The 26,386-nt window shown below is 62.8% G+C and carries 22 protein-coding genes; 12 read left to right on the plus strand and 10 right to left on the minus strand.

All coding sequences use genetic code 11. The features are described from left to right. Positions 1–162 precede the first annotated feature (162 nt). Together ACYG9V_RS01695 and ACYG9V_RS01700 are read left to right on the plus strand one after the other, a co-directional pair. Entirely contained in the window at positions 163–1,227 is a 1,065-nt protein-coding gene (locus tag ACYG9V_RS01695) for an alpha/beta fold hydrolase (RefSeq protein ID WP_352765147.1), read from the plus strand. A 5-nt stretch (positions 1,228–1,232) separates the two neighbouring features. Beyond that, positions 1,233–1,697 carry a hypothetical protein gene (locus ACYG9V_RS01700; protein ID WP_352765148.1) on the plus strand — a complete coding sequence of 155 codons (465 nt, stop codon included), beginning with the start codon at positions 1,233–1,235 and terminating at the stop codon, positions 1,695–1,697. Between the two features lie 8 nt (positions 1,698–1,705). Here ACYG9V_RS01700 and pyk read toward each other — a convergent pair whose 3' ends face one another. Further along, positions 1,706–3,151: a pyruvate kinase gene (pyk, locus tag ACYG9V_RS01705; RefSeq protein ID WP_023690053.1), complete on the minus strand. Its 1,446-nt coding sequence runs from the start codon at positions 3,149–3,151 to the stop codon at positions 1,706–1,708. After that, on the minus strand, positions 3,148–3,636 hold the full coding sequence (locus ACYG9V_RS01710) for a DUF1036 domain-containing protein (protein ID WP_352765161.1): 489 nt from the start codon (positions 3,634–3,636) through the stop codon (positions 3,148–3,150). Before ACYG9V_RS01710 ends, pyk begins: the two co-directional genes overlap by 4 nt. A 246-nt stretch (positions 3,637–3,882) precedes the next feature. On the opposite strand from ACYG9V_RS01710, the gene ACYG9V_RS01715 reads away from it, so the two are divergent. The 3 genes from ACYG9V_RS01715 to ACYG9V_RS01725 all read left to right on the plus strand — a co-directional run bounded on the left by ACYG9V_RS01715 (position 3,883) and on the right by ACYG9V_RS01725 (position 6,499). Further along, positions 3,883–4,680, plus strand: coding sequence for an N-formylglutamate amidohydrolase (locus tag ACYG9V_RS01715; RefSeq protein ID WP_352765149.1), 798 nt, complete (start codon positions 3,883–3,885; stop codon positions 4,678–4,680). A 12-nt stretch (positions 4,681–4,692) separates the two neighbouring features. Then, positions 4,693–5,001 (plus strand): DUF1244 domain-containing protein, encoded by a 309-nt coding sequence (locus ACYG9V_RS01720; protein WP_023727604.1) that lies wholly within the window; start codon positions 4,693–4,695, stop codon positions 4,999–5,001. 322 nt (positions 5,002–5,323) lie between these two features. Next, the gene (locus tag ACYG9V_RS01725; protein WP_352765151.1) at positions 5,324–6,499 is read left to right on the plus strand and encodes an MFS transporter; all 1,176 of its coding nucleotides are present in this window, start codon (positions 5,324–5,326) and stop codon (positions 6,497–6,499) included. Here ACYG9V_RS01725 and ACYG9V_RS01730 read toward each other — a convergent pair. Next, entirely contained in the window at positions 6,463–7,371 is a 909-nt protein-coding gene (locus ACYG9V_RS01730; protein ID WP_352765152.1) for a LysR family transcriptional regulator, read from the minus strand. The genes ACYG9V_RS01725 and ACYG9V_RS01730 overlap by 37 nt on opposite strands. A gap of 95 nt (positions 7,372–7,466) precedes the next feature. Between ACYG9V_RS01730 and ACYG9V_RS01735 the strand changes: the two genes are divergently transcribed. From ACYG9V_RS01735 to ACYG9V_RS01765, 7 genes are all read left to right on the plus strand, one after another. Then, positions 7,467–8,423: an SDR family oxidoreductase gene (locus ACYG9V_RS01735; protein WP_023684037.1), complete on the plus strand. Its 957-nt coding sequence runs from the start codon at positions 7,467–7,469 to the stop codon at positions 8,421–8,423. 178 nt (positions 8,424–8,601) lie between these two features. Further along, entirely contained in the window at positions 8,602–9,462 is an 861-nt protein-coding gene (locus ACYG9V_RS01740) for an FAD binding domain-containing protein (RefSeq protein ID WP_460221898.1), read from the plus strand. Further along, positions 9,462–9,944, plus strand: coding sequence for a (2Fe-2S)-binding protein (locus ACYG9V_RS01745; protein ID WP_023684040.1), 483 nt, complete (start codon positions 9,462–9,464; stop codon positions 9,942–9,944). Before ACYG9V_RS01740 ends, ACYG9V_RS01745 begins: the two co-directional genes overlap by 1 nt. Then, entirely contained in the window at positions 9,941–12,205 is a 2,265-nt protein-coding gene (locus ACYG9V_RS01750) for a xanthine dehydrogenase family protein molybdopterin-binding subunit (protein WP_352765153.1), read from the plus strand. Before ACYG9V_RS01745 ends, ACYG9V_RS01750 begins: the two co-directional genes overlap by 4 nt. A gap of 23 nt (positions 12,206–12,228) precedes the next feature. Then, a complete protein-coding gene (locus ACYG9V_RS01755) occupies positions 12,229–12,474 on the plus strand; it encodes a MoaD/ThiS family protein (RefSeq protein ID WP_023684042.1) in 246 nt (81 codons plus the stop codon). A gap of 496 nt (positions 12,475–12,970) precedes the next feature. Continuing rightward, complete coding sequence (locus ACYG9V_RS01760) at positions 12,971–13,903, plus strand: putative phage abortive infection protein (RefSeq protein WP_460221899.1); 933 nt, start codon at positions 12,971–12,973, stop codon at positions 13,901–13,903. Between the two features lie 484 nt (positions 13,904–14,387). Continuing rightward, positions 14,388–16,154 (plus strand): retron Ec67 family RNA-directed DNA polymerase/endonuclease, encoded by a 1,767-nt coding sequence (locus ACYG9V_RS01765; protein ID WP_352765155.1) that lies wholly within the window; start codon positions 14,388–14,390, stop codon positions 16,152–16,154. 315 nt (positions 16,155–16,469) lie between these two features. Here ACYG9V_RS01765 and ACYG9V_RS01770 read toward each other — a convergent pair whose 3' ends face one another. The 7 genes from ACYG9V_RS01770 to ACYG9V_RS01800 all read right to left on the minus strand — a co-directional run bounded on the left by ACYG9V_RS01770 (position 16,470) and on the right by ACYG9V_RS01800 (position 26,373). Beyond that, on the minus strand, positions 16,470–16,886 hold the full coding sequence (locus ACYG9V_RS01770) for a DOPA 4,5-dioxygenase family protein (protein WP_352765156.1): 417 nt from the start codon (positions 16,884–16,886) through the stop codon (positions 16,470–16,472). A gap of 348 nt (positions 16,887–17,234) precedes the next feature. Then, positions 17,235–17,393: a DUF3309 family protein gene (locus ACYG9V_RS01775; protein WP_023685825.1), complete on the minus strand. Its 159-nt coding sequence runs from the start codon at positions 17,391–17,393 to the stop codon at positions 17,235–17,237. Positions 17,394–17,489: 96 nt separating this feature from the next. Further along, positions 17,490–20,654 (minus strand): efflux RND transporter permease subunit, encoded by a 3,165-nt coding sequence (locus ACYG9V_RS01780; RefSeq protein WP_352765158.1) that lies wholly within the window; start codon positions 20,652–20,654, stop codon positions 17,490–17,492. A 67-nt stretch (positions 20,655–20,721) separates the two neighbouring features. After that, entirely contained in the window at positions 20,722–21,900 is a 1,179-nt protein-coding gene (locus ACYG9V_RS01785; protein ID WP_023752868.1) for an efflux RND transporter periplasmic adaptor subunit, read from the minus strand. 520 nt (positions 21,901–22,420) lie between these two features. Next, positions 22,421–23,551 carry a patatin-like phospholipase family protein gene (locus ACYG9V_RS01790; RefSeq protein WP_023822308.1) on the minus strand — a complete coding sequence of 377 codons (1,131 nt, stop codon included), beginning with the start codon at positions 23,549–23,551 and terminating at the stop codon, positions 22,421–22,423. A gap of 370 nt (positions 23,552–23,921) precedes the next feature. Then, positions 23,922–25,118 (minus strand): IS256 family transposase, encoded by a 1,197-nt coding sequence (locus ACYG9V_RS01795; RefSeq protein WP_460221900.1) that lies wholly within the window; start codon positions 25,116–25,118, stop codon positions 23,922–23,924. 166 nt (positions 25,119–25,284) lie between these two features. Then, positions 25,285–26,373 carry a citrate synthase/methylcitrate synthase gene (locus tag ACYG9V_RS01800; protein WP_352765323.1) on the minus strand — a complete coding sequence of 363 codons (1,089 nt, stop codon included), beginning with the start codon at positions 26,371–26,373 and terminating at the stop codon, positions 25,285–25,287. Between the last annotated feature and the right edge of the window lie 13 nt (positions 26,374–26,386).

The raw sequence follows: 26,386 nt of genomic DNA on the forward strand, positions 1-26,386 counted from the left end.
TAGGAATTAGGGATTAGTGAGTAGTCAGTAGAGAAGATTGGTCGAGACCACCTCCCTACTCCCTACTCCCTACTCCCTACTCCCTACTCCCTACTCCCTACTCCCCACTGCCTACTCCCTACTCCCTAGAACTTATCCCCCTCCACCCCCGTATCTCCGCGCATGAACCTCATTTACGCCGCCTGTGCTTTGCTCCTCGCGCTCGTCTTTGCCCTGGCCGGCGTCACCCGCGCCGGCGCGTGGCTGATCGAGTGGCGAAACCCGCCGGCCGGCGAATTTGCCGACATCGGCGGCACCCGCATCCACTATGTCCACGTGCCGGCGCCTCAAAATGCCGAGCTGCCGGCCATCGTCTTCATCCACGGCGCCAGCGCCAATCTCAGGGATCAGATGCTGCCGATCAGGCCTTTGCTCGAAGGCCGCGCCGAGATGGTCTTCCTCGACCGGCCGGGCTTCGGCTGGTCGGCACGCGGCCCCGGCAATGAGAGCCCGTCGGCGCAGGCCGACACCATCGCCAGGCTGATGGACCGTCTCGGCATCCACAATGCGATCATGGTCGGCCATTCGTTTGGCGGCGTGATCACCGCCGCCTTTGGCCGCGAACACCCGGAGAAGACGCTCGGGCTGGTCTTTCTGTCGCCGGTCAGCCACCCCTGGCCGGGCGGCGCGACCGCCTGGTACTACAAGCTGACCGCCACCCCCATCATCGGCTGGCTGTTCTCGGAGACATTGACCTATCCGGCAGGCACGCTGCAGATGGACGGCGCCACGGCCTGCGTGTTTTCTCCCAACAAGGTGCCGGAAGGCTATGTCGGCAATGCCTCGATTCCGCTGGTGCTGCGTCCCGGCGCTTTCCGCGCCAACGCCATCGATGTCGCCGGCCTCTACGACTATACGCTGAAGGCCGCGCCGCATTACCGCGACATCACAGCGCCGACCATTGTCATCTCGGGCGACCGCGACAAGGTGGTCTATGCCTCGATCCATTCCGTCGGCCTGGTCAGGGACATCCCCGGCGCCGAGCTGATCTGGGTCCACAATCTCGGCCACAAGCCGGACTGGATCGCCTCCGATCTCGTCATCGGCGCCATCGAAAAGGTCGCCGGTAAGGTCGTCGACCTGCAGGCAATGGCAAAAACCGTGGAAGCACGCATCGCCGGCGATGCGTACAATGAGGGGCGATGCCCCGACATCACCGTGCCCGACGCGGAACTGGCCCCGACCTGATCGCAATGTATGTCCTGAAACACGGCATCAAGAGAAACCCGGAGAAGCGATGGGCGTTGCCGGACCGCATCTTCTTCGGCTATGGCGCGTGCGCCATTCTTGCCGGCGCCTTTCTCGAGCGTGCTCCTCTGGACGGCTTTTACGGCGAACGGATCATTCCTGGCGAGGGCTTTTCCGGGAACCATATTTACGCGACGAACGGCGTGATCGCGTTCGACTACCACGGCTATTCCGCCCGCGAGCGGCTTTTGGAACACCACAAGAGGGGCTGGGCGTCGCGCAATCCCGGGTGGCACTGCACGATCGCCACGGTCGATTTCGATCTGCTCGACACAGTCGACCTCAACCGGCGAAAGAGGCTGGGGCCGGACCAGTATCTGCACGACCCCGTTCCCCGGGCACGCCGCTTCCTTCAGCGCATCGATCACGCCGAAGGTGCGGCAAGAGCGCTGCGAACTGTGATGAGTTGAAGCCTCTGTCAACCTATGTTGCGGGTGGCCTGCACGTCCGACCCGACATAGGCGATGCGCAGCATGTTGGTCGAACCCGGCGTCCTCAGCGGCACGCCCGCCGTGATGATGACGCGGTCGCCCGGCTGACCGAACCCCTCTTCGAAAGCGATGCGGCAGGCGCGGTCGACCATGTCGTCGAGGTCGCTGGCGTCGGGCGAGACGACGCAATGCGTGCCCCACAAGAGCGACAGCCGCCGCGCCGTGTTGAGGATCGGCGACAGGGCGATGATCGGCACTTGCGGCCGCTCGCGCGCGGCGCGCAGGCCCGTGGTGCCCGACGCCGTATAGGTGATGATCGCCGACAGTTTCAGCGTCTCCGCAATCTCGCGGGCGGCGAGCGAAATGGCGTCGGCGCCGGTTGCTTCCGGTTCCGAGCGCTGCGCGTTGATGATGCCGGCATAGGTCGGGTCGGTTTCGACCTTGGTGGCGATGCGGTTCATCATCGCCACCGCCTCGACCGGATAGGCGCCGGCAGCGGATTCGGCTGAAAGCATGATGGCGTCGGCGCCCTCGAACACGGCGATCGACACGTCGGACACCTCGGCGCGGGTCGGCACCGGCGCGGTGATCATCGATTCCAGCATCTGCGTGGCGACCACCACCGGCTTGCCGGCGCGGCGCGCGGCGCGCGTGATCTGCTTCTGGATGCCGGGCACCGCTTCCAGCGGCATTTCCACACCGAGATCGCCGCGGGCGACCATCAGCGCGTCGGAGAGTTCGATGATTTCGGCCAGCCGGGCTACCGCCTGCGGCTTTTCGATCTTGGCCATGATAAGCGCCCGGCCGCGCGCGATCTTGCGGGCTTCCGCCAAATCCTCCGGCCGCTGCACGAACGACAGCGCCACCCAGTCGACGCTTTCCGCCAGCACCGCATCGAGGTCCTTGCGGTCCTTTTCGGTCAGCGCACCGACCGGCAGGTCGGTGTCGGGCAGGCTGACGCCCTTCTTGTCGGAAATGGTGGTGCCGGCGACGACCGCGCAGGTGATCGACTTGCCGTCGCTCTTCACCGCCCTGAGCTCCAGCTTGCCGTCGTCGATCAACAGACGGTGGCCGGCCTCGACCGAACTCAGGATTTCGGGATGCGGCAGGTAGACGCGGGTCGACGTGCCGGGCTCGGGATTGTTGTCGAGGGTGAAGGTCTGGCCCGGCGTCAGCACCTCCTTGCCGTTGGCGAACTTGCCGACGCGCAGCTTCGGTCCCTGCAAATCGGCCAGGATGCCGATCGGACGGCCGACCTTTTCCTCGACCGCGCGGATGCGGCCGACCAGCGTGCGCATCAGCTCGTGATCGGTGTGGCTCATATTGATGCGGAAGACATCGGCGCCGGCTTCGAACAGCTTCTGCAGCATCTCCTCGGACGAGGAGGCAGGACCGATGGTGGCGAGGATCTTGACCTTGCGGCTACGTCTCATTGACTGTTTGTTCCCGGGGCGGCTGGAGCGCCTCCCGTTGTGGACTCATCGGTCAGCTGGACCATCCAGCTTGCCTGCTCGCCCGTGTCATATTCCTGGAATCCGGCGCGCTGGAAGCCCCGGGCGACGCAATCGGCAACGCCGGCAATCTTGAATTCTTTTTCGGCCACGCACATGTTGATCGGGCCATCCCAGCGCCCGCCGCGCTCGGCGTCTTCTGCATAAAGATAGTAAAACCTCGATGACAGCGGACCTTCGATCAGCGTCTTGCAGCTCGATCCTTCGATGTGCCACCACCCCTCGGTGATCCAGCCTGCCTTGGCGCGGTAGCCGATGCCGACGCCGACCAGGTTCTGCGTGGCGTTGCAGACGCGGAAATCGGCGCGGGCGGGCGAAGCCGCGACCAGCGCGGTGAGCCCTAGCGTCAGGGTCAGGAGCGGCACGACAAAGGCGGTGCGCGCACGCGGCCTGCCGGCGGAACCCATCCCGAAACCCCTCAATAACGTCATCTGCATCTCTCAACGCCCCTTTTCGGAAAAGTCCGGGCGCATGTCAACGCGCCGTTCTGTCCAATTCCAATCGATTTAGAAAGGCCCCCGACACGCGATACGCCGCGCGTCACAGGATTTTCGCAGAAACCGTGGCCAAACAACGGCGTTGCGCAACAGTCCTCTTCGTGGGAATGACGATACCACCCTCCCCGGAAGCCAGCGAACAGACCTTTCCAGCCAATGACCCGATCCACAGTTTTCACGCCTTTCGATATCGTCGAAGGTGACCGCAAGCGAGGCATCGTGCTTGTCGCCGACCATGCCCGCCGCGACCTGCCGGAGGAGTATGGCAGTCTAGGCCTGCCGGCGGCGGAACTCGATCGCCATATCGCCTACGACATCGGTGTCGAGACGGTGACGCGCGAACTGGCCGCGGCGCTCGACGTGCCGGCGGTGATCGCCAATTTTTCGCGGCTGCTGATCGATCCCAATCGCGGCGAGGACGACCCGACGCTGATCCGCCAGCTCTATGACGGCACCGTCGTGCCGGGAAACTATCCCATGGCACCGGCCGAACGCGAAAGGCGGCTCGACGGCTTCTACCGGCCTTATCAGGACGCGGTCGGCGCCATGATCGCGTCGGTGGCGCACGCCTCAGGCAAAGCGCCGTTCATCTTCTCCGTACACTCCTTCACCCCTGTCATGCAGGGCTTCATCCGCCCTTGGCATGTCGGCATATTGTGGGACCTCGACGACCGCGTGGCGCGGCCGCTGATCGACATGCTGGCGCAGGATAAAAACCTCGTCGTCGGCGACAACGAACCCTATGACGGCGCGTTGCGCGGCGACACCATGTTCAAGCACGCCATCGTCAACGGCTTTGCCCATGCGCTGATCGAGATCCGCCAGGACCTGATATCAGACAGCAAGGGGGCGCTGGCCTGGGCGCAACGGCTGGCGCCGATCGTTGACGCCATCGACCGCCGTCCCGATATACATCAGGTGAAGATGTTCGGCTCGCGCACCGGGCCGCTGTGAGGACCCAAGGCAATGACCGAACTCAGCGATGACCAGAAACGCGATTTCGAGGCCGCGGCCTTCCGCCGGCTGGTCGAGCATCTGCGCGAGCGCAGCGATGTGCAAAACATCGACCTGATGAACCTCGCCGGCTTCTGCCGCAACTGCCTGTCGAACTGGTACCGCGAAGCGGCCGAGGCCGAGGGTGTCGATCTCGGCAAGGACCAGTCGCGCGAAATCGTCTACGGCATGCCTTATGCGCAATGGCAGGCGCTGAACCAGACCGAGGCTCCGGACGCCAAGAAAGCGGAGTTCGAGGCGAGACGGCCGAGGGATCATTGAAGTAGCGCGCGGTTCACAGGATTGACGTCGGAGGGACAGCGCCCCCCTCTGTCCTGCCGGACATCTCCCCCACTTGGGGGGAGATCAGCCGTCACGCAAACTCTAGCCAATCGCCAACGGTGCAAGAATAAGCGAGGCGCCGAAGCCGCCAATCTCCCCACTTGTGGGGAGATGTCCGGCAGGACAGAGGGGGGCGCGAAGGATCTCTGCCAAACGGTTTTCCCCTAGATGTGGCCCACAAGCTTTCGCAGCCAAGCGCTTGACGAGAAATTGAATCGATCTAATTTGCCGCGCAAAGCCATTCCTTGACCGGATTCGAACCATGGACGCGCAAAACACCATGCAGAGCGCCCTTCGCGGGCGATGGGCTGTAGCAAGCATCTTCCTTGCCAACGGATTCCTGACCGGCAGCTGGGCGCCGCAGATTCCGGTGTTCCTGACCCGGCTCGACATCTCGAAATTCACCCTCGGTCTGCTGATCCTTCTGTTCGGCGTCGGCGCGGTCGCGGCCATGAGCTGGTGCGGCCATCTGATCTCCAGGCATGGCTCGCGCACCGTGTTGCGCTGGTTCGGCCTGTGCGGCAGCCTCGGCCTGCTGATCGTGGCGCTGGCGCCCAACGTGCCGCTGGCGTCGATCGCCATGATCATCTTCGGCGGCTCGATCGGCGGCATGGATGTCGCCATGAACGCCAATGCCGTGGTGGTCGAGCGCCGGCTGTCCCGCGCCATCATGTCGTCCTCGCACGGCTTCTGGAGCCTCGGCGGTTTCGCCGGTGGCGGTCTGGGCGGTTACGCCATCCAGACTTACGGCCACCTCGCCCATGCGGCTGTGGTTACGGTCATTGCTTTTGCCGTCATCGCCGTGGCGGTCGGCTACCTCATCGCCGAGGACAAGCCGCAGGCCGCCGAGCATCATAAATTAACGCTGCCGGCCAACCCGCTGGTCTATCTTGTCGGGCTGATGGCGCTGCTGACGATGATTTCCGAGGGCGCCGTGCTCGACTGGGCAGCGCTTTATCTCCGGCAGGAGCTCGGCGCCGACCTCGCCATCGCCGGCCTTGCCTACGCCGCCTTCTCCGGCGTCATGGCTGTCATGCGCTTTTTCGGCGACGGCGTGCGCAACCGCTTCGGCGCGGTGGCCACGCTGCGCGGTTCGGCCATCGTGGCCGCCGCCGGCATGCTGGTCGCCGGCCTGTCGCCTTCGCCCTGGATCGCCATCGCGGCTTTTGCTCTCTGCGGCTTCGGCATCGCCAATATGGTGCCGATCATCTTCTCGGCCGGCGGCAACCAGGAAGGCATGTCGTCGGGCACCGGCATGAGCGTCGTCACCACCATGGGCTATTCCGGTATATTGGTGGCGCCGTCGGCGATCGGCTTCGTCGCCGAGCATTCGAGCTTCGGCCCGATCTTCGTCGCCATGTCGGCGCTGCTGATCGTCGTGCTGTTGATGGCCGGGCTCGCTCACCGCGCCGAATTCGCGGCCGCCCCCGCCGAATAGCGCTTCAGCTCCTCATAGAGGAAATCCGCGACGCGGCGGATGCGCACGCTGGTGCGCACGTCGCGATGCATGGCCAGCCACACCGGCAGGCTGGGCAATGGCAGGCCGGGCAGGAGTTTCTCCAGCAAGGGGTCGCTGTCGGCCAGCGGCTCCTGGCCGAGACCGACGCCGTTTCCCGCCCGCAGCGCTTCCCACAGCACGATCTGGTTGTCGGCCCTGAAGCGGAATCTGCTTCGGGTGACGGGGATGCCGGCCTGGGTAAAGCCCCGGATCATCTCGTCGCTGCGGTCGAAGCCGATCAGCGGATGGTCGAGAAGATCGGCGGGCTTGAGCGGGCGGCCGTGCTGGTCGAGATAGGATTTCGCCGCGCAGCAGCAGAGCTTGATATCGCAGACCTTGCGCGCCGTCAGCTCGTTCTGCGCCGGCTTGACCATGCGGATGGCGATATCGGCATCCCTTCGCAGCAGGTTCTCGACCTGGTTCGAGGCGACGATCTCGACCTCGATGCCGGATTCCTCGATGCCGAGCCGCGCCGTCATCCTCGGCAGCACATAGGCCGCCACCACCTCGCTGGCGGCAATGCGCACCGTGCCTTCGATCGCCTCGACCGAGCCCAATGCCAATAGTGAGAACGCGCTCGCCTGCTCGCTCACGGCCTTGCCGCGTTCGAACAGCGTGGCGCCTGCTTCCGTCAGCGCATAGCCGCGCCGCCCGCGCCGGAACAAGGTGACGCCCAACGCCTGTTCGAGCTCACCGATGTGACGCCCGAGCGTCGGTTGGCTGGCCGACAGTTTGCGCGCTGCGGCCGACAGGCTGCCGGTCTCCGCCACGGTGACGAAACTCTTGATCAGGTTCCAGTCGATGTCTTCCATTCATTTATGAATAACAAATCTGCATCCATAGTCAATTTTCATTCGCGTATGGAGGCATCATATTCGCCGTGCAAACACAGACACGGAGAAGAAAAATGACCAAGATCGCAATTCTAGGCGCCAATGGCCGGCTCGGCCGCGTGGTTGGGAAAGCCTTCATCGACGCCGGTTTCGACGTCCGCGCCGTCACCCGCAGCGGCAAGGTCCCAGCCGAACTCAAGGGCGCCACCGCCGTCGCCGGCGATGCGCTCGACCGCGAGGCGCTGATCCGCGCCACGCAGGGTGTCGACATCGTCTTCAACGGTCTCAACCCGATCTACACCGACTGGAGCAAATGCCTGCCGATGGCGGAGAACGTCATGGCCGCCTGCCATGCCAACGGCGCGCTGCATCTTTTCCCCGGCACTGTCTACAATTACGGCTCGCCGATGCCTGAGGTGGTCACCGAAGACGCGCCATTTCGTCCGACGACCGAGAAGGGCCGCATCCGCTGCGCCATGGAAGCGCTGTTTCGCCGCGAGGCGGATGCCGGCCGCGTCCGCACCATCATCCTGCGCGCCGGCGATTTCTTCGGCGGCACGGGCAGCGGTTCATGGTTCGACCTCGTCGTCGCCGCCAAGATGAACAAGGGCGTCTACACAGCGCCTGGCCCTGCCAACCTCGTGCACGAATGGGCCTATTTGCCGGACTTCGCCATCGGCTTCGTCGGCCTGGCGCGCAATCAGGGCAAGCTCGGCTTCTTTGAGGCGCTCAACTTCCCCGGCCACGCCGTCACCGACATGGACATAAAGGCCGCCGCCGAGAAGGCGCTGGGCCGTCCGCTGAAACTGACCTTCATGCCTTGGTGGGTGCTGCGCGCCGGCAGCCCGTTCGTGGCGATGTGGCGCGAGATCGTCTCGATGTCCTATCTGCGCTTCGAACCGCACCGGCTCGTGTCCGACCGGCTGGCAAGCATCATCGGCGAAGTCCCGCACACGCCGCTGGACGAGGCCGTGGCCGAGGCATTGAAGGACATCGGCATCAGCCTCGACAATGCAAAAGACGCCGCTTAAATGCATGTCGCCCAGAAGTGTGCGCGGTTCTGGGACAACGACATGCATCAAAACAAAGACTTTAGACAAAAATCTCTCTCGCGGTGCTGGCCCAATCGCTGGAAATCAGCAACCGGATGGTCATTATGAGGAGACTGTTTATAACGGTCGGCGAGATCACCATCACCAAGGGGAGACGATGCGTTACATACGTCCGCTTTCAATCGAAGACGCCGTTGGCCTGCTGGCCGACGCTTCCGGCACATCAGCCATTCTCGCTGGAGGCAGTGACCTCCTCGTTCGGATGAAGGGCGGGTTTGTCGATCCCGACCTGATCGTCGATATCAAGGCGATCGAGGGCTTGAGCGAGATCAGGGAGACGGCCGACGGCTTCAGCATCGGCGCCACCGTCCCCTGCGCCGTCCTGGGCGAGAGCGCGGTTCTGAAGAAGGCCTGGCCCGGTGTCGTCGAAGCGTCGAAGCTGATCGGCTCTAAACAGGTCCAGGGCCGCTGCACCATCGTTGGCAATCTGTGCAACGCATCGCCGGCCGCCGACAGCGTCCCGGCCTTGGTGGCCGCCGCCGCAAAGGCCGTGGTTGCCGGTCCGTCGGGCAAGCGCACCATTCCGGTCGAGGCTGTGCCGATCGGGCCTGGCAAGACCTCGCTCACCAAGGGTGAGATCGTCGAGGCGATCCTGCTCGACAAGCGCGCGCCGCGTTCGGGCGACGCCTACCTCAAATTCATCCCGCGCACCGAGATGGACATCGCGGTGGTCAGCGCCGGCGTGAACCTGACGCTCGACGAGCATGGCGTCATAACAGCCGCCCGCGTCGCGCTGGGCGCCGCGGCCCCGACCGTGCTTCTGGTGGAAGAAGCAGCCGAGGCTCTCATCGGCAGGAAGCTGGATGAGGCGGCACTTGAGCGGCTCGCCAAGATCTGCGCTGGGGCCTGCCGCCCCATCGACGACAAGCGCGGCACCATCGAGTTCAGACGAAAAGTTGCGGGCGTGCTGGCCGGACGGGCCGCGACGACCGCCTACGCACGCGCAGGAGGCAAATGATGGCCGGTGTAGCAGTTTCAACGACAATCAACGGCGATCACGTCGAATACCTTTGCCAGCCCGACGAGACGTTGCTCGACGTCCTGCGCGATCGGCTCGGGCTGACCGGCGCCAAGGAAGGCTGCGGCACCGGCGACTGCGGCGCCTGCTCGATCATTCTCGACAATCGGCTGGTCTGCTCCTGCCTTGTGCTTGGCGCTGAAGCCGAAGGCCGGCATATCGAAACCGTCGAGGGCATGGCGCATGGCGATCAGTTGCATCCGCTGCAGCAGAAATTCCTCGAGCATGCAGCCTTGCAATGCGGCATCTGCACGCCGGGCTTCCTGATCGCGGCGAAGGACCTTTTGGCCAAGAACCCCGATCCGACCGAGGAAGAAATCCGCTTCGGCCTCGCCGGAAACCTCTGCCGCTGCACCGGCTACGACAAGATCGTGCGCGCGGTCCAGGATGCGGCCAATGTGATGAAGGGAGCGCACGCATGAACTTCGATCCACGCTTTTCGGGCCGCAAATTCTCCTCCGTCGGCACGCGGCCTATCCGTCCCGACGGCGTCGACAAGGTGACGGGACGCGCCCGTTACGGCGCCGACTTCAACATGGCGGGACAGCTGGTCGGGCGTGTCCTGCGCAGCCCGCATGCGCATGCCAGGATCCTCAAGATCGACACTTCGAAAGCGGAAAAGCTGGCCGGCGTGAAAGCGGTGATCACCGCCGCCGACCTGCCCGATCTCACCGATGGCGATGCCGCCATGTACGACGTCCTCGACAATTGCATGGCGCGCGGCAAGGCGCTCTATGACGGCCACGCCGTGGCCGCGGTCGCCGCCGTCGATGCCTGCACGGCAAGGCAGGCGCTGAAGCTCATCGAGGTCGAATACGAGCTGTTGCCGCATGTCACCGATGTCGACGAGGCGATGAAGCACACCGCGCCGTTGATCAACGACACGATCTTCACCGAGGGTCTCGAGGAAAAGCCGGTCAAGCCGTCCAACGTCACCAAGCGCAGCCAGTTCGGCCATGGCGATGTCCATCAGGGTTTCGGCCACGCCGATGTCATCGTCGAGCGTTCCTTCAAGACCGAGCAGACGCATCAGGGCTATATCGAGCCGCATGCCTGCGTGGCGAGCGTCTCGTCCGACGGCACCGCCGACCTCTGGGTCTGCACGCAGGGCCATTTCGTCTACCGCCAGCATTGCGCGCAACTGCTCGGGGTGGAAGCCTCGAAGCTGCGTGTCACCTCGTCGGAAATCGGCGGCGGCTTCGGCGGCAAGACCCATGTCTGGGCCGAACCGGTGGCGCTGGCGCTGTCGCGCAAGGCCGGTCGGCCGGTGAAGCTCGTCATGACCCGCGACGAGGTGTTCCGCGCCTCGGGTCCGACAAGCGCGACCTCGATCGACGTCAAGATCGGCGCCCGCAAGGACGGCACCATCACCGCCGCCGAGGCGACGCTGCGCTACACCAGCGGGCCCTATGCCGGGACCTGGGCCGAGATCGGCGCCATGACGGCCTTCGCCTGCTACAAGCTCGATAACGTCCAGACCGTCGGCTTCGAAGTGCTGGTCAACCGGCCGAAGACCGCGGCCTATCGCGCGCCCTCCGCGCCGATGGCGGCATTCGCGGTGGAAAGTGCAGTCGATGAGCTGGCCAAGGAACTCGGCATGGACCCGGTCGAGTTCCGCATCAAGAACGCCGCGCAGGAAGGCACAAGGTCTTCCTATGGCCCGGTCTACGGCCCGATCGGCATCGGTCCGACGCTGGAAGCGGCCAAGCACCATCCGCACATGAAGGCCCCGCTGCGCAAGAACCAGGGCCGCGGCATGGCCTGCGGCTTCTGGTTCAACTTCGGCGGCCAGACCTGCGTGGATCTGAACATCGGCATGGACGGCTCGGTGTCGCTGGCCGTCGGCACGGTGGACGTAGGCGGCTCGCGCGCCTCGCTGTCGCTGGTGGCGGCGGAGGAGCTCGGCATCGACTATGCCCAGCTCAAGGCGGTGGTCGCCGACACGTCCTCGCTTGGCTACAACGACATGACCGACGGCAGCCGCGGCACCTTCTCGTCCTCGATGGCGACCATCTCGGCCGCCCGCAACGCCATCAAGATCCTGCGTGAGCGCGCCGCCCAGACGTGGGACATCCCCGTCGACGACGTGGTCTGGGAAAACGGCCACGCCATCGCCAAGGGCGAAAAATACGGCAATCTTGCAGCCCTGTCGCTGAAGGAGATCGCCGCCGCTTCCGGCAAGACCGGCGGGCCGATCGCCGGCCACAGCGAACTCGTCGCCGACGGCGCCGGCGTCTCCTTCGCCACCCATATATGCGACATCGAGGTCGACCCCGATACCGGCTCGACCAGGGTGATCCGCTACACGGTGATCCAGGATGCCGGCAAGGCGGTGCACCCGACCTATGTCGAGGGCCAGTACCAGGGCGGTGCGGCGCAAGGCATCGGCTGGGCGCTCAACGAGGAGTATATCTACGGCAAGGACGGGCGTCTCCAGAACGCCGGCTTCCTCGACTATCGCATCCCGGTCTGCTCGGACCTGCCGATGATCGACACGCAGATCCTCGAGATACCTAATCCCAACCACCCCTATGGCGTGCGCGGCGTCGGCGAAACCTCGATCGTGCCGCCGCTGGCGGCGATCGCCAATGCCGTCTCCAACGCAGCCGGCGTGCGCATGACCCACATCCCGATGTCGCCGCCACGGGTTCTCGCCGCGATCGAGGCGGAACGGGGAGGCTAGGGCAAAATGAGGTTCTTGCCCTAATGGTCGAAGTGACGCTCTGGGGCGCGCTGGGCCAGCTCGCCGGCGGCCAGAGCAAGGTCGAGGTCGAGGCCAAGGACATCAGGGAGCTGTTCAGGAAACTGGCTGAACAGTATCCCGGCATCGAGCCCTGGATCGAGAAGGGCATCGCGGTGGCCATTGACGGGACGATTTATCGCGATACGTGGTCGAAGGAACTGCCGCCGGGGGCGGAGATTTTTCTGCTGCCGCGGCTGGCTGGGGGGTAGCTGCCTCCGCTATCGCCTAGCATCAAGGCCTCGAACGTCGCGGATTGGGCCGTCTGCTGACCGTCCGATTTTGGCCGAGGCTCTGAGAAAGCCGACGTTCATTCGACGTTTCCCGCTGAAGCGAGGTCGGGGGCCGGCGTCCGACTTCCGGTTTCGGCGAGATGTGCGACTGCTATACTTTCAAGACAGGAAAAAATCCTGCTAAGGCAATTTCAATACTAGTTAAAGACTCAACCGCTCCAAACTTCCACACAATGTACTCGGCAAGCAGTTACCTCCGGGCAAAAAAGGCGGACAAGTGAGACAGCTGCCGACCTGCCGCAGTCAGGCTGATGCGCTTGAAGCTTTTGGTAAAAGCTGCGCTTGCCGGGTTAATTCGACCGCTGGAAATGGATGTGGTGCGCTATGTGCGTCGCAACGGCCGGTGTCGCCAATAGCCCATTGCCGCGGCCCTCAAGTCACGGCTAGTATCCCGTCCCGGTGGGGGAGTAGTCTGATGAGTGTCGGGCAAATCGTTGCACTGCTCGTGGGCGGGTGCGCTGTACTTTACCTGGTCAATAGGGCGGCTCGGAAGATTTTCCACGCGCTCGTTCAGCCTAAAGGCGGGGATTCTTCCACAAGCCTTTATATCTTGGCGATAACCGCACTGACCGTCGCCTTGGCCGTTATGGTCTTCGGCTATTTGAACTTCGAAAAGATCGAAAACCTCGGCACGTTCGGTGACTTCGTTGGCGGGACAATTAATCCCTTTCTGACGTTTCTGACGTTCCTAGGCCTGATTGCGACGATCATCATCCAGCAGAAAGCCAACAGCGCCGCTAGCGAAGCAGCCACCAAGGCCGAGATTGCGCTCGCCGACCAGATAGCATCCCAGAAGCGCCAGAGCTTCGAAAATACGCTCTTCGCAATGCTGGAGCTTCATAACACCATCGTCACGCAGATGGATGTGCACAGGAAGACGATGGAAACACTTTACGGGCGCGACTGCTTCAAGCATATGACGACGCAACTCCAAAATCATTGGAAAGAGGCCTCGCCCAAGCGCCCGGTAAACAATCCGGCCCGTATCAACGCAGCTTACAAACAGTTTTATGAAAAGTGGCGGAAAGACCTCGGGCACTATTTCCGGTATCTTTACAACCTGATCCGCTTCATCGACAACGCAGGTGTGAGCCCGCGATACATGAAGCTAGTGCGCGCTCAGCTGTCCGATTACGAGCTGGTCATCCTCTTCTACAACTGCCTCACCCCGGCGGGCTTCAAATTCAAGCACTACGCCGAAAAATACACGCTCTTCGACAACCTCGATTCGGCCATCCTATTCTCAAAGACCCACCGTAACGGCTTGTTCGATGAGTTAGCGTTTGATGAAAGCCATCGACCGATCAAGGTGGACGATAAAGGCAATGTCATCCCCACCAGTCCCTGAAGTTAATCGCTCTCCTGCGGCGCAAATGGGTCAATTCATTCGCATCCGGCGACCGACCTCGGTTCAGCATCTCCTTGATCACCTCAGCCTTGGGGGCAACTCCTTCCGATCCCGGCGACTCGCATGCGGGACGCCGCCTGTAGCCAGCACCTGCCGGTTCGCAAGCGGCCTCACTTGCATTGTATGCGAAGCCACGGACGATTCGGCTCAAATGATCGTCTGGCTCTAGGACCGCGTGGCGGGCCGAAGACCGACACGCTGCAGTGGTGCACGGGCCGTAATCCCCCGGTTTTACTTACTGACGACTTGAAGAATCACATGCATTCGTGCCTACAGGGCGCGGCTTGCGGATAGATTTTTCTGTGGGGGATCTTCACAGGTGAAAGCAAGACGGCCTCAGTGCTACCTGCAGAGTGCCGACAGCAATATGATGATATGGGCGATACTACGCTGAATCGCTTAGGAGTATCCGCAAGCCACCCCCATGACAGTCGTATCCCTTAAACTGGAGCTGTATCGGAAAGCGGAGGACATCACCGACCTTGCAAAGATTCTTGGTCTGAAGCCAGCCCACATCTCCTATGCTCTTTACCATTTGCCACTGGCCGACAGATACGAAGAATTCACGGTCCCTAAAAAGACAGGTGGTGTCCGGACGATCAAAGCACCCCATAAAACGCTGAAAGCGATCCAGAAGCGGCTCGCGAAGGACTTGCTCGAAATCGAACAGGTTTTGGAAAAGTCGCGCGTAAAGAAGACAAATTGCATTCTCGCGCACGGGTTTAAGAAGAAGCTCTCCATTATGACAAATGGGGAGAACCATCGCAAACGACGCTACGTGTTCAACGTGGACCTGAAGGACTTTTTCCCTACCATCAATTTTGGTCGGGTGCGCGGTTTCTTTCTGAAGCATAAGGACTTCGAGCTGAAGCCCGCTGTCGCAACTGTGCTTGCGCAGATCGCCTGCCATGACAACGAGTTACCCCAAGGAAGTCCATGCTCGCCAGTCATCTCTAACCTCATAGCTAGCGTTCTGGATATCCGGCTCAACGAATTGGCGCATCGGCATAATTGCACTTACACCCGGTACGCAGACGACATCACATTCTCGACCAGCGAGAAGATTTTTGCGCCAGCAATTGGACGGCGGAGCGTAGGCGGCATCAATTTGTGGGAAGCTGGAACCAGCCTCGCTAAGGTAATAAAAAAGGCTGGGTTCAAGGTCAATCCAGCCAAGACCCGTATGCAACTGGATTACTCTCGGCAGGAAGTGACCGGCGTCGTCGTCAATCAGAAGGTGAACGTTCCGGCCAACTACTACGCAGAAGCCGCTGCCATGTGCCATCACCTTTTCATGGATGGGGAGTGCTTCGTTAAAGTCGCAGGTGTCAAGCAGCCGCTGCTGCGTCGGAAACTGCGCGGGCGGCTCGCCTATATTTACCAGGTCCGCGGTAGAGGCCCGCTCATCAAAGCGGCGCCTGAGGATCAAGAGGAAAAGCCGAAAGGTGGCAAGCTCTGGGCAAGTTCTAAGCTCTTCGAGAGGTTCGTGGACTACGTCGACCTCTATGGCATCGAACGGCCGGTCGTCCTCTGCGAGGGAGTGACGGACAACATCTATATCAAATCTGCTATCCAAGCCCTTGCACCCGTCTACCCCACGCTCACGAACCCAGCCGGCGAACTGAAAATCAAGTTGTTTAAGTATACGAAAACATCGGCGGCACTGCAGCAATTGAGCGGCGGGGCCGGTGAGCTGGGAAAGCTGGCTAACACATACCCAAGCCGCATCAGGAAGTTCAAAAGTGGCGGGCAACACCCACTAATTATAGTCGGCGACTCCGATGATGGGTCGAAAAAGCTCTTCGCTGCAGTCGAATCCAAGACCGGGAAAAAGGTGGACGGTTCGCAGACCTGGTACCATATGGGGGCAAATCTCTACGTTGTGCCCATCCCTAAGATTGGGAATAAAGATACCGATATCGAGCGGCTTTTCGACGTTGCGCTTTTAAAAACGATCTACGACGGCAAGACGTTCGATAAGACCAATGCGGAGAAAGACGGCACCAAATTTTACGGGAAGAAGGTGTTCGCGACGAAGGTAGTCGCGGCGAACAAGGCAACCGTGGATTTTGATGGTTTCAAGCCGTTGCTCGCGACTATCGCGGAAGTCATCGATCACCATAAAACCACGGTCGTCTCGCCTATGGTCGCCGCTGTATCGACCCCAACGGTGGCGGCTGGCGGACATTAGTCGACTGAGAATAAGTAGCGCCCTGATGATCGATATTCGGACCGACAATGAAAAGCAGCCCTAAGGGTGTGCTTTCCGCCGTGTATGCGCGGGTGTTGAATCCACTTCCACTGACGTTTGCTGCATCGCAACGCCGCGGTCTTAGTGTGAAAGTCCCATTTCATACTCTCGGACAGGCGAGGACGTCTGCTTTTGGGAACCTGCATAACAGTCCGCAATGACTGACATGAGGCGCAAAGCGGCCGGTCATACGTGACTGAGCCAGACTGTAGGCGAATGCGATTTCCTAGGCCAAACTCCAACCTCGTTACTCCCCTAAGCCCCCAGCGCCGGCTCCGTGTTCACCTCCAGCGCCTCTTCCGCTTCATCCTCTTCACCCAGCACCTCGCCATGAACCCCCAGCGGGCGACCGATCCAGAGGGGATCAACCAGATGGTCGCGCTTGGGGTTGGTGGTGTTGGGGTGGATGAGGATGCTGAGGCCGCCATGGTTCAGCATCAGCCAGGGAACGAGCGCCGCGAAGATCTCGGTGGCGAAGGAGACCTGGTACATGGCCTGCTCGTGCGGGCCGACCTGTTTGTCGTGCCAGGCGCCCAGGCGCACGCGGAAGCGTTCGCCGATGCGCAGGCGCAGCCATTCGGCGTGTTGCCGCTCGGCTTGCCCGTCATAGTAGATGTGGGCGTGATAGCTGGCGATCTCGGCGAGCGGCCTTGGCGAGCTGGCGATGTTCACCTTGATGGCTCCCTCGGTGATTGGTGCGGGCAGCGTATACGCAAGGGGGCGGGGTGGCCAAGGGGGGCACAGCGTGTGCTCGTCATCTCGATTTCGGGCCAATCGCATATGGCGATCCCCCACTCCGTCTCGGCTTCGCCGAGCCACCTCTACCCCCACATTCGCGGGGGAGAGGAAATGCTAATCGCCGAGGCTGCGGCCTTTGAAGACTTGGCATTTCCTCTCCCCCATGGACATGGGGGAGAGGTGGCCGCGCAGCGGCCGGAGTGGGGGCTGGCACCGCCGTATGCCTATTGCCTGCACTTCGTGGGGCGAGGAAACGCTAATCTCCGATATCTCAGGCTCCGATCAAACCCTGCCCATCAGCACCAGGATCAGCAGCACCACAAGCACAGCGCCGGCGATGCCCGACGGCCCATAACCCCAGGAGCGTGAGTGCGGCCAGGCCGGTACGGCGCCGATCAGGATCAGGATCAAAACGATGATGAGGATGGTGCTGACGGTCATTAAGAGTCCCTCGCCTTGCTGGTCGGATATGAGGGGACAATGCAAAAGGCCGCCCGGTTGTTCCGGACGGCCTTTTGTCCGACTGGTTGAATGCAGCTATTCCGCGGCTTTCGGGAAGGCGATTGCCGGTTCATCGAGCGGGCTCGGCCCCACAGGCGCATCGGGCTTCTTGTCGCGGCCGAACAGCCGGCGGAAGAACGCGTAGAAGCGGCTGTTCTTGCTCCGCGTGAAGATCATCAGCATCGACGGCGTCACCACCAGCGTCAGCAGCGTGGCGAAGGACAGGCCGAAGACGATGGCCGAGGACAGCGAAATCCACCATTGCGTCGACGGCGCGTTGATCGTCGTCTCGTGATGGAAGATTTCGAGGCCAAGACCAAAGGCGATCGGCAGCACGCCGAGGATGGCCGATACCGCCGTCAGCACCACCGGGCGGGCACGTTCGCGGCAGGTCTGCAGCACCGCCTCCATCTTGTCCCAGCCCTCTTCGCGCAGCCGGTCATAGGTGTCGATGAGCACGATGTTGTTGTTCACCACCACGCCGGCCAGTGCGATGACGCCGATGCCCGACATGACGATGCCGAAGGCTTCGCCTGTCAGCAGCAGCCCCAGGAACACACCGATCGTCGCCATGACCACGCAGGACAGCACCAGAAGCACGCTGGTGAACTTGTTGAACTGCATCAGCAGCACCAGGAAGATCAGGAAGATCGCCGCACCGAAGGCCTTGCCGAGGAAGGCGCTGGCTTCAGCGCTGTCCTCGTTGGAACCGGCCAGCTTCCAGCGTATGCCGCTGTCGAGCTTCATGTCGGTGACCGCCTTGGTCACCTCCGCCTGCACCGCCGCGACCTGGTTACCGGCGGCGACGTTGGCCTGGACGACCACGGTGCGGGCGCCGTCGATGCGGTTGAGGATGCCGACCGTCGGCTCCGGCTTGCGCACGACGAAGTTGGAGATCGGCACCGAGCCTTGCGCGGTCTGCACCCTGAGCTCATCGAGCGTCGACAGCGTGCGCCGGTCTTCGGGCAGGCGCAGCCTGATGTCGACGGCGTCGTCGGCGCCGGCGGGCCTATATTCCGAGAGCTTCAATCCATTGGTCACCAACTGCACCACGGTGCCGACCGCGGTCGGGCTGATGCCGTACTGCGCCGCCTTGGCGCGGTCGACCTCGAGCGCCCAGTCGACGCCGGGCGGCGGCAGGCCGTCGGAAACGTCGATGACGCCGGGCACCTTGGCGATGCGCGCCGCGACCGCACGGGCCTGGTCGTCAAGCCCTTTTGGATCGATGGCTGAAAGCCGGAGCTGGACCGCCTTGCCTGTGGGAGGACCGGCCTCCGGCACGCGCACTTCGACATCGACGCCGGGAATGCCGGCCATGACGGTGCGCAGCTCATCCAGGATATTGTTCGCCGATTTGCGCTCGCGCCAGTCGATGAACTCATACTGGATGACGCCGACGACGTCCTCCGGCACGTCCTGTCCGCCGCCCTGCGTCTTGCCGACGCGGGTGTAGACCGATTTCACGCCGGGCCAGCCGAGCAGCCGGTTTTCGGCGATCCTGGTTGCCGTATCCATTTCGGCCAGCGAGAGATTGCCGCGGGCATGCACATAGAGCAGGCCGTAGTCGGGCTCGACGCTGGGGAAGAACTCGACGCCGGCGCCGTATTTGGAATAGGCGAAGCCAACGCCGGTCAAAAGCACGGCGGTAAGCACCAGCACGGCGATGGGGAAGCGCACCGCCTGCTTGACCAGCGCCATGTACCAGCCGTCGCGATTGTGTTCCTCGTGATGCTCCGGCGCCTTGGCGAAGAGCGCGCCCAGCGTCGGCGCGAACACCAGCGCATAAAGCATCGAGGCCGACAGCGTGACGATCAGCGTGATCGGCATGTATTTCATGAAGTCGCCGATGATGCCGGGCCAGAACAGCAGCGGCGAAAACGCCGCGATGCGCGTCATCGTCGCGGCGATGACCGGACCGGCCATGCGCTTGGCGGCCAGCGTGAAGGCTTCCGCCTTCGGCATGCCTTCGCCCATGCGCCTTTCGGCGAATTCGGTGACGATGATGGCGTCGTCGACCAGCATGCCGACCGCCAGGATAAGGCTGAACAGCACGATCATGTTGATCGTGTAGCCCATCATCGCAAGCAGCAGGATGCCGATGAGGAAGGATGACGGAATGGCAAGCCCGATCAGCAGCGAGGCGCGTCCCGACAGTGCATAGAGGATGACGATGAACACCAGGATGACGGCGATCATCACGTGGTTCTGCAGGTCGCCCAGCAGCTGGTTGACGAAGACGGACTTGTCCTGCGTGTAGGTGATGTTCATGCCTTCCGGCATGGTCTTGACGTAGGCGTCGGACACTTCCCGCACCTTGGCCAGCGTGTCGATCAGATTGGCGCCGATGCGCTTCTTGACTTCAATGGCGATGGCCGGCTTGCCGTTGAGGCGGGTGATGGTCGTGGCATCGGCAAAGGTCGACCGGATCGTGGCGATGTCCTTGGCCTGGACGACGGCATTGGGTCCGGCAACCACCGGCAGCGACGCCACATCCTCTGGTGTTTCGATCAGCGACGGCACCTTGACCGCGTATTTGCCTTCCGAACCCTCGATATTGCCGGCGGCGACCAGGCTGTTGGAAGCGCCGACCGCGCCGATCAACTGGTCGAGCTGCAGGCCGTAGGAGGACAGCTTCATCGGGTCGATGACGACTTCGACAAGATCGTCGCGCGCGCCTTGTATGGTGCCCTCAAGAACGCCCGGTACTTCCTCGATGCGGTCGCGCAGTTCGCGCGCCGCCGCCGTAAGCACACGCTCGGGCACATCGCCGGACAGCGTGACGACCAGGACGGGAAACTCGGAAATGTTGACCTCGGTAACAACCGGTTCTTCTGCCGCTTGGGGCAGGTCAGCCTTCGCGTCCTGAACCTTCGAGCGTGTATCTGTCACCGCGGTGTCGACTTTTATAGACGGCAGAAACTCAAGAAAGACAAAGGCGCCGCCCTGATAGGCGGATGATTTCATCTCCTTTAACCCCTTAAGACTCTTAAGCTTTGCCTCCAGCGGCCTAAGCAGAAGTCTTTCAGCGTCTTCGGGCGCAATGCCTTGATAGGCGACATTTATATAAACATAAGGGGTAGGAACGTCGGGTTCCGCTTCCTTCGGTGTCGACTGATAGGCGACCCAGCCCGCCAGCAGCAGGAAGACCAGCACCGCAATGGTCAGCCGGGCATTGTTGATCGCGAGTTTGACGATATCCATGGCCTGTTCTCAAGATTTCAGGAGCCGCATTGCGGCGGGGACGGCTCCGGCCGGGGCCGCTCCGGCGCTACTGCGTTGTCGCTTCGCCCAACAGTTTCTGGATGGTCGCCTGGTCGGCCTCGACCGGCTTGACGACGTCGCCTTCCTTGACGAGCTCCTGGCCGGCGACGATGACGCGGGCATCGGCGGGAATGCCGCCAAGCACGAGCCCCTTCGGCGAGTCGTCGACCAGGTCGATCGGGAAGAACACCACCTTGTTGTCCTTGTCGACGGCACGGATGCCGAGGTCGCCCTTGTCGCCCAGCGTCACCACGGAGCGCGGCAACATGACGGCATCGGTCGGCTGCGCGCTGAGCGAAATCTCGGCCGTCATGCCCGCCGGCACGGAGCCATCGGCATTGGGGACGGCGATCTCGACGCGGAAGGTTCGGGTGGCCGACGAGGCGTCGCGGCTGATGTAGCGCACGGTGCCTTCGACGGTCTGGCCGCTGACCAGCCGCACAGCAGCCTTGTCGCCGAGCTTGAGATAGCCGAGGTCGCGTTCGCTGACTTCACCGCGCGCAATCACCGGATCGAGCTTGAGGATGGTTGCCACCTCGCCGCCCTGCATGATGGAACTGCCGAGCTCCACCGGCACCCGGTCGATGACGCCGTCGAAGGGCGCCTTGACCTGATTGCGGTCGAGTTCGGCCTGCGCCGTTTCCAGCTGCGACTGCGCAGCGGTCAGGTTCGAACGCGCCGTGTCGAGCTGCAGCTTGGGCAGATTGCCGGTCTTCATGAGCCGCAGCGATGCGTCGAGTTCAGCCTGGCGCTGCGCGACGAGCTGCTTGGCACTGTCGACCATCGAGATCTTTTCTTCGGCCGCCAGCATCAGCACCAGGTCGCCGGTCTTGACGTGATCGCCCTGCTTGACCGGCAGCTTTTCGATGACGCCGGCGACGCGCGTCGCCAGCACGGCGCGCTTGTCGGCCTCGGTCAGCCCGGAAATGCGGATGGCGCGGGCATAGGTCTTGCGCGGCGGCGTCACCACAGCGACGGTCCGCAGCGGCGCCTTCGGTTCGGCCTCGGCCGCCTTGGCTGCATCCGGCGCCTTGGCCTGATCGCCCGGCTTGGCCTGATCGCCTGCCTTGCCAGCACCTTCGACAGCGGCGCTGCCGACCGACGAGAACGCGCCTGTTCCCATCCAGGCGGCGAAGCCGATGAGCACGACAATAGCGGCAAGCTTGTGAAACCTGATCTTCGGCATCATTGTTTTTCCACTGCGGGGTTCGGCCAAGTCGTTATCCAACAGGAGTCCGTCGTCTAACAGCTACCGTGTCTTCCAACTCGGGCGCGTCGCCGATATGGGTGCGCGCCAGGCCGTGTTCAATTTGCCGTGAACGGCGAAGCCGCGCTTCTACATCAAAGTTGCATCGCAATACAGTCGAAAAGTTGCAGGAACATTGTGCCAGGCGATGTAGTGTGGCCAACGAGAAACGGTTTTGTCGGCGCCCCGTCATTCGACGGAACCGCAGCCCCGGCGCCGCACGGATGCTGGAGCCGACTTGTTTTCAAGGCGTTACGAGCGCTGACATCACCCTGTGCCCCCACTAGTTTTTGACGCTCAAATGTGGGCGCGACCTGCGTAGCCACTCAGTGAATGGCAGCAGGCGTCAGTATGATTTTGTATACCGTCACACGCAACGGTTGTTCCGGGACGGAAAGTCATCGGCGCTACTCCGATTTGCCGAACACTTCGCTGATCGTCTTGATCGATCCGGGCGGACTCAGGCCCGCCGGCGTTCCGCCTCCGGCTTCTTGCGGGCGGCGAGGAATTCCTTCACCCGCCGTCCCGGTGCCGGCCCGCGCACCGGTTTGAAGCCGTCATCGAGTTCGCCGGAAAGATCGAGCGTCGGCCGCTTGCCGACGGCGTCGTAATTCTCCTCCAGCCAGTCGCTCGCCGCTATGCGGCCAAGGTCGCGCAAATAGGTCAAAAAAGCCCATTCGGCGTTGACCTTGGACGACGCCGACAGATCCTTGAACGCCTCGTCGGCATCGATGCGGTGCATGCGGATGTCGCGGTATTCGCCACGCGGCAGCCGGCCGGCGGCGATCAGCTCCTTGACGAAGGCGATCGAGCGGAATTCGTTCAGCAGCCCGGCATTGAAGGTGATCTCGTCGATGCGGTTCTGGATCTCGTTGGCGCTTTTCGGCGTGCCTTCGCGCACCACCGGATTGATCTGCACCAGCAGCACATCCTCCGTCGCCGCCGTCTTGAAGAACGGAAACAGCGCCGGATTGCCGCCATAGCCGCCATCCCAATAGGGCACGCCCTTGATCTCGACGGCGCGGAACAATTGCGGCAGGCAGGCCGAGGCCATCACCGTGTCGAGGTCGATCTCGCCGTCGGAAAAGACGCGCAGCTGGCCGGTCTCGACATTGGTCGCCGAAATGAACAGCTCCATCGACTTGCAGGCGTGAACATTTTTGAAATCGATCTCCTGCTCGACCACGTCGCGCAGCGGGTTCAAGCCCAGCGGATTGGCGACATAGGGCGAAAACACTCGGGACATGGTGTCGAAGAAGAAATAGCCGGGGGTGTTCTCGATCGACCAGTTGCCCCAGGCGACGTCCCACGGCATGCGCTGCACCGGGCTGAAGCGGCCCTTGGCCGCCACCGCGCGCCAGAAGTCGTCGAGCTTTTGCCGTGCACCCTCGACGCCGCCGCGCACAAAACCATCGGCCAGCGCCACCGCATTCATCGCGCCGGCGCTGGTGCCGGACACGGCTGAAATGTCGAGCCTGCCATCCTCCAGCAGCCGGTCGAGTACGCCCCAGGAGAAAGCCCCGTGCGAGCCGCCGCCCTGCAGCGCAATGTTGATCTTCTTCGTTTCCTCCGCCTTGCCGTTTTTGGTCATGGCGTTCCTGTTCGGTTTGGTCGCTGCTGCCTCATTCCGCCCGGAAATCGGGCGGGTTCGACGGCAGCGGACTTATATTGCAGTGCAGCATATAAGGGATGACCAAGGCAAGAACACGAACACGGTCGCGTGATCACATGAAATTTTGGTCATGGGGAATGGTCCTCCACGCCCAGGTCTTCGCCCTACGAATACCCCCACCCTTGATCCCTCCCCACAAGGGGGAGGGAGACTTGGTAGACGTTGATCTCAGCAAACCACCGACGTTTCTGCGGCGCGCGCCAGCTGCCCTCCCCCTTGTGGGGGTCCGAAGGACGGGCGAGACGGTTGTGTGCGTCAAGTTCTGCAAAATGGGCGATCATGAAACTGGTCATGCGGCTTGGCGTAGAGCGAGCTTCTTGTGCTCGCGCAGATCATCCATGTTGATATAGCGGTTGGCCTCCATCCAGTTTTCGTTGGTTTCGACGGCCAGCGCCCTGACCAGGCGCAGGCAGCTTTCGGCGTTCGGGAAGATGCGCACGACATAGGTGCGCCGGCGGATTTCCTCGTTGAGCCGTTCAAGCATGTTGGTGGACTTGAGGTGCTTGTGATGCTGACGCGGCAGCCGGAAGAAAGTCAGCGTCTGTTCTATGGCTTCTTCCGCCCAGGTGGCCAGCCGCGGGTAGCGGGCGGACCATTTGGACAGCCACGCGGCGAGATCGGCCTTGGCCTCGTCGAGATCGCGCCGGTCGTAGAGCCAGCGCAATTCCTGCAGGCAATCGTCGCCGTGCTTCCTGGGCAGGTGATCGAGCGCGTTCCTGAGGAAGTGGACGTAGCAGCGCTGCCATGCTGCTTCCGGGATCACCTCGCCGATCGCCGCGACCAGGCCGGCATGGTCGTCGGACACGGCCAGTTCGACGCCCTTGAGACCGCGTCGTTTCAAGCCGACGAGGAAGTCCTTCCAGGCCGAGCGGCTCTCGCGATTGGCCATCTCCACGGCCAGGATCTGCCGGCGCCCGTCCCAGTCGATGCCGACCGCGATCAGCACCGCCTGGCTCATCACGATGCCGGCTTCGCGCACTTTCTCGTAGCGGGCATCGAGAATGAGGTAGGGGAATGGCTCCTGAAGCGGTCGTTCGGCAAACGCCTTCAGGCTCTCGTCCAAGCGCTTGTTGATGGCCGAGATCGACGAAGCCGAGAACGCATGACCGCACAGCTCTTCCGTGATCGCCTTGACCTTGCGGGTCGACACGCCCTGCACATACATCTCCGCAAGCGTCGCAACCAAGGCCCGCTCCGAACGCTGGTAGCGCTCGAACAGCTCGGTGGAGAAGTGACCCGCCCGGTCCTGTGGAACCCGCAGCTCAAGCTTGCCCACCCGGGTGACCAGGGTGCGGCCGTAGTAACCCGAGCGATACCCAAGGCGCTCAGGCGTGCGTTCGCCCTTCGAAGCACCCAGCGCCTCCTCCATCTCGGCCTCGAGAACCTCCTGCATTACCGCACGGATCACTTCGTGCAGCCCCTCCGGGTTCGAAAGCAGAATGTCTTTGACGGCAGCGCTGGTCGATTTACCTTCTGTCTTGGTCATGGTGGCGTTCCTTCCAGGGAATCGGTGACGTTGAACATCACCAGCCTGCCATGACCGCCCTCTCTCAGCGAATTTGCAGAACTCTCAGCACACTACCGGCGAGACCCGTGGCTCGCCCCGGCAAGCTAGGGTGGGGTCCTCTTCGCAACAATCTGAACTTGGAACCTCAGGCCACGAGGTCCGGCACCGGCCCGATATAGCGCGACTGCGGCCGGATCAGCCGCCCCGTCGTCTGCTGTTCGCGCGCATGCGCGATCCAGCCGGCGACACGTCCGGCGGCAAAGACATTGCTGAACGCCTGTGGCGGAAAGCCAGCCGCCTCAAGCACAAGCGCTGTGTAGAACTCGACATTGGTCTGCAGCGAGCGCTGCGGCTTGGCGATCCGCAGCACTTCGAGCGCCGTCTGCTCGACCTGTTCGGCGAAGGCCAGCCGGCGCCCGGTTTCGCCTTCGCTGCCGAGCTGCCGCACGACGGCTTTCAGTACATCGGCGCGCGGATCGCGCACGCGGTAGATACGGTGGCCGAAACCCATGATGCGCTCGCCATGCGCGACCTTCTCGCGCAGCCAACCGGCCGCGTCGCCATGCGCCTCGATTGCATCGAGCATCTCGATCACCGGGCCGGGCGCGCCGCCGTGCAAGGGCCCCTTGAGCGCGCCGAGCCCGGCCAGCACCGACGATGTCAGCCCTGCCAGCGTCGATGCGACGACGCGGGTGGCAAAGGTCGAGGCGTTGAGGCCGTGATCGCAGACGGTGACCAGATAGGTGTCGAGTGCCCTTGCCAGCGCCGTCGACGGGACGGATCCCTCGAGCATCCTCAGCATGTCGGCGGCATGATCGGCCTTGGCGTCAGGTGCGATCGGCTGCTCGCCACGCGCCAGCCGCAGCAGAGCCGGCGTCAGCACAGCGGGCGCCGCGATCAGCCGCAAGGCGTCCGTCGGTGTCTCGCCATCCGGCAGCAGCGCCATGCCGGCGCGCATGGCGCTATAGATCTCAAGCGGTGCGAGCAGCGGCAGCGAGGGCGCAAGCCGCTCGAACACCTCGACGCGAGCCTTGCCCAGCCTCGCTGCCAGTTCGGCATCGCCGGGAAGGCCGTCGAAGAAGCCGTCGAGCAACAGGCGAACCACTTGCGCATAGCGCCAGCGTCCCGCCAATTCCGGCAGCGAATGACCGCGGATCGTCAGGCGGCCGCCAAGGCCATCGACATCGGAGAGCACGGTCTCCGCCGCCACCACATCATCGAGCCCGTTCGCCATATCTCATCTCCTT

This window comes from Mesorhizobium sp. W016 (genome assembly GCF_054719485.1).

Coding starts and splice junctions, on each gene's coding strand:
- ACYG9V_RS01755 (WP_023684042.1), top strand. CDS start 12,229: ATGGTCGAAGTGACGCTCTGGGGCGCGCTGGGCCAGCTCGCCGGCGGC.
- ACYG9V_RS01775 (WP_023685825.1), bottom strand. CDS start 17,393: ATGACCGTCAGCACCATCCTCATCATCGTTTTGATCCTGATCCTGATC.
- ACYG9V_RS01725 (WP_352765151.1), top strand. CDS start 5,324: ATGGACGCGCAAAACACCATGCAGAGCGCCCTTCGCGGGCGATGGGCT.
- ACYG9V_RS01730 (WP_352765152.1), bottom strand. CDS start 7,371: ATGGAAGACATCGACTGGAACCTGATCAAGAGTTTCGTCACCGTGGCG.
- ACYG9V_RS01745 (WP_023684040.1), top strand. CDS start 9,462: ATGGCCGGTGTAGCAGTTTCAACGACAATCAACGGCGATCACGTCGAA.
- ACYG9V_RS01700 (WP_352765148.1), top strand. CDS start 1,233: ATGTATGTCCTGAAACACGGCATCAAGAGAAACCCGGAGAAGCGATGG.
- ACYG9V_RS01765 (WP_352765155.1), top strand. CDS start 14,388: ATGACAGTCGTATCCCTTAAACTGGAGCTGTATCGGAAAGCGGAGGAC.
- ACYG9V_RS01790 (WP_023822308.1), bottom strand. CDS start 23,551: ATGACCAAAAACGGCAAGGCGGAGGAAACGAAGAAGATCAACATTGCG.
- ACYG9V_RS01760 (WP_460221899.1), top strand. CDS start 12,971: ATGAGTGTCGGGCAAATCGTTGCACTGCTCGTGGGCGGGTGCGCTGTA.
- ACYG9V_RS01795 (WP_460221900.1), bottom strand. CDS start 25,118: ATGACCAAGACAGAAGGTAAATCGACCAGCGCTGCCGTCAAAGACATT.
- ACYG9V_RS01750 (WP_352765153.1), top strand. CDS start 9,941: ATGAACTTCGATCCACGCTTTTCGGGCCGCAAATTCTCCTCCGTCGGC.
- ACYG9V_RS01800 (WP_352765323.1), bottom strand. CDS start 26,373: ATGGCGAACGGGCTCGATGATGTGGTGGCGGCGGAGACCGTGCTCTCC.
- ACYG9V_RS01735 (WP_023684037.1), top strand. CDS start 7,467: ATGACCAAGATCGCAATTCTAGGCGCCAATGGCCGGCTCGGCCGCGTG.
- ACYG9V_RS01740 (WP_460221898.1), top strand. CDS start 8,602: ATGCGTTACATACGTCCGCTTTCAATCGAAGACGCCGTTGGCCTGCTG.
- ACYG9V_RS01710 (WP_352765161.1), bottom strand. CDS start 3,636: ATGGGTTCCGCCGGCAGGCCGCGTGCGCGCACCGCCTTTGTCGTGCCG.
- ACYG9V_RS01720 (WP_023727604.1), top strand. CDS start 4,693: ATGACCGAACTCAGCGATGACCAGAAACGCGATTTCGAGGCCGCGGCC.
- ACYG9V_RS01695 (WP_352765147.1), top strand. CDS start 163: ATGAACCTCATTTACGCCGCCTGTGCTTTGCTCCTCGCGCTCGTCTTT.
- pyk (WP_023690053.1), bottom strand. CDS start 3,151: ATGAGACGTAGCCGCAAGGTCAAGATCCTCGCCACCATCGGTCCTGCC.
- ACYG9V_RS01715 (WP_352765149.1), top strand. CDS start 3,883: ATGACCCGATCCACAGTTTTCACGCCTTTCGATATCGTCGAAGGTGAC.
- ACYG9V_RS01785 (WP_023752868.1), bottom strand. CDS start 21,900: ATGCCGAAGATCAGGTTTCACAAGCTTGCCGCTATTGTCGTGCTCATC.
- ACYG9V_RS01780 (WP_352765158.1), bottom strand. CDS start 20,654: ATGGATATCGTCAAACTCGCGATCAACAATGCCCGGCTGACCATTGCG.